Consider the following 2,315-nt stretch of genomic DNA (forward strand, 5'->3'; position numbering starts at 1 on the left):
AAGCTAAAATGTAAATTGACACGCTCTGAAGATTTTATTTGAACGCACGAAGGGTTAAAGACATGCCCGTACTCACCCGTCATGCGGGATGTTGAATCCCGAACGTATAGAATATCTGTCCAGGGCTCTTGGCACAGAAGCTGTAACCGTTTTTTTTCTTCAAACGGAAGTGGGAAGAGTAAGGTATCGGGCTGAGCGTCAACGGACATCTTCCGACACCATAGCTGTTACCGCTGCCCCGTCGGCGTCGGGGCCTTATAGGGGCCGTCTTTGCTGCCGAAGCGACCGATATTGCCGAAGAGCTGTTCGAGGAAGCCCATCGAATGGCCGGTGGTCGGCGTGGTTTCGGCGGTATGGTCGATAAACTCGACCGTCTCGCCGCCCGTCGCCGTCATTTTCGCGACCAGCCCGGCGTCGTCGAAATAAACGCTGAGGATGGTTTGTTCGACCGGCGCGGGTTTGAGGAAGGCGATCGTTTCCTGCTTGCGGCTGATATAATACCAGACCTTATCGGAGAAGGTGCCCGCAGCGGTGGGCGAGCCCAGCAGGCGCTGCACGTCGGCCCGGCTGGAGCCGCCGATAACGAGTTGATCCACCGCTTCTTGCGTCGGCAGATTGCCGCGATTGTCGACAATCGGCGTACAAGCACCGAGGCCGCTTCCCAGCACGAACAGAGTAAGGCCGAGGGTGAGACCCAAGGTGGGGCGGCGGGTCGGGGTGCGGTTTGTCGTCATCATTCCGAAGGGTCGGTTTCTAGCTCTCAACGCGGGTGCCTGGAATGCCCCCCTTGACCGGGAGGGTCGCGGGAGCCACTTTGCCGCTGCGTATGTCGGCGTCAGGCGCGACAGACACTCGCATTGCCCCTGGGGCAAGTCAATTGCGGCCTGTTCCCGCCCGTCACTTTCCCTTAAGGAGCGGTATGGTCTTCTCCCTTTACTGGCCGTTCAGCTCCGCCCGCCGGGCGCGCCGGGCCACCCGCCAGCGTGCCGAGCTACTCTATGAGGCGGCCGTTAACCAAGCGCGGCAGCCGCTGTTCTATCAGGCCTATGGCGTCACCGATTCGCCGGAAGGTCGGTTCGAGATGGTCGCCCTGCACGTCTGGCTGCTGCTGCACCGCCTGAAGGCCTTGCCGGAGGCCTCAGAGCTTGCTCAGGCCCTGCATGACGTGATGATGGCGGATATGGACCAGTCCTTGCGCGAACTCGGCATCAGCGACGTTGTGATCGGCAAACGCATTAAGCTGGTCGCCGAGAATCTTTACGGTCGCCTACAGGCCTACGACGCGGGTTTAGAGGATCGGGCGGCCTTCGCCACCGCGTTGCGCCGCAATGCTTACGGTCCGCGCGCAGGCGTGCCGACGGACGATGCGGTTCTCGCCATGATCGGCTATTGTCATCGGCAAGGGGCGGCGCTGGCTGCCCAATCTTCGGCGGACCTCTTGGCGGGGGTGTGCCAATTTACCCCCTTTCACGAGTAGAGCCGCATGGAGCCTGAATTTTCCCGCCCGCTGTCGTTGGATCGCATCGGAGCGCACCAGATGACGCAAACGGTCGAAGCGACGCCCGACGAACGGGCGGCGCTGGCCAAGCGGTTCGATCTTCAAGAGTTGACCCAGCTTTCGGCAAAGCTCGCCGTGCGGCGCGTGCGCGGCGGTAAATATGTATCGGTTTCGGGGCGTGTTAGCGCGGCGGCGGTACAGAACTGCGTGATTAGCCTGGAGCCGGTTCCGGCGCAGGTGGAAAGCGATTTCGCCCTCGTGCTCGGCCCGATCGACAGCGCACCGGAGCGCGGCGAGATTGATATCACCGGCGAAGACGATGAGTTGGAGCCCTGGCCGGAAGAGGGGCTCGATCTCGGTGAGATCGCGGCGCAATATTTTTCGCTCGCGCTCGACCCCTATCCGCGTGCGGAAGGGGCGGCGGTGCCGGAGGATTATATTGCAACCGAGGAGGAGGAATCGGTAGATTCTGCAACCACAGAAGAGTCCGACAAGCCAAATCCCTTTGCACGCCTCGCCGGGCTCGCAAAGAAAGGCTGAGATTATATCGCTCTGTGTGACAGAATCGCTTGCGGGCGTTCCCGATATTGGCTACATAGGCCGTCGCTTTTCGGCGATGTCCGCTAACACGAGTTCAAGATTATGGCAGTTCCCAAAAAGAAGACCTCCAAGTCCCGTCGTAACATGCGTCGCTCGCATGACGCCCTGTCGGGTTCGGCTTACACCGAATGCTCGAACTGTGGTGAATTGCAGCGTCCGCATCATATCTGCCCGGCCTGCGGTCATTACGATGCCCGCGAAGTGGTTGCCTCGCAGC

4 protein-coding genes are annotated in these 2,315 nt (G+C 60.6%); 3 read left to right on the plus strand and 1 reads right to left on the minus strand.

All coding sequences use genetic code 11. The features are described from left to right. Positions 1-227: 227 nt before the first annotated feature. Positions 228-737: an outer membrane protein assembly factor BamE gene (locus VZ95_RS18220; protein ID WP_052711922.1), complete on the minus strand. Its 510-nt coding sequence runs from the start codon at positions 735-737 to the stop codon at positions 228-230. 182 nt (positions 738-919) lie between these two features. Between VZ95_RS18220 and VZ95_RS18225 the strand changes: the two genes are divergently transcribed. From VZ95_RS18225 to rpmF, 3 genes are all read left to right on the plus strand, one after another. Next, positions 920-1,477, plus strand: a complete 558-nt coding sequence (locus VZ95_RS18225) for a ubiquinol-cytochrome C chaperone family protein (RefSeq protein WP_045777121.1) — start codon at positions 920-922, stop codon at positions 1,475-1,477. Between the two features lie 60 nt (positions 1,478-1,537). Beyond that, a complete protein-coding gene (locus VZ95_RS18230) occupies positions 1,538-2,038 on the plus strand; it encodes a YceD family protein (RefSeq protein WP_198148387.1) in 501 nt (166 codons plus the stop codon). A gap of 102 nt (positions 2,039-2,140) precedes the next feature. Then, positions 2,141-2,315 (plus strand): 50S ribosomal protein L32 (gene rpmF, locus VZ95_RS23315; RefSeq protein WP_084627905.1); only part of this gene is annotated, 175 nt, incomplete at its 3' end.

The organism is Elstera litoralis (genome assembly GCF_000963705.1).
GTDB lineage: Bacteria > Pseudomonadota > Alphaproteobacteria > Elsterales > Elsteraceae > Elstera > Elstera litoralis.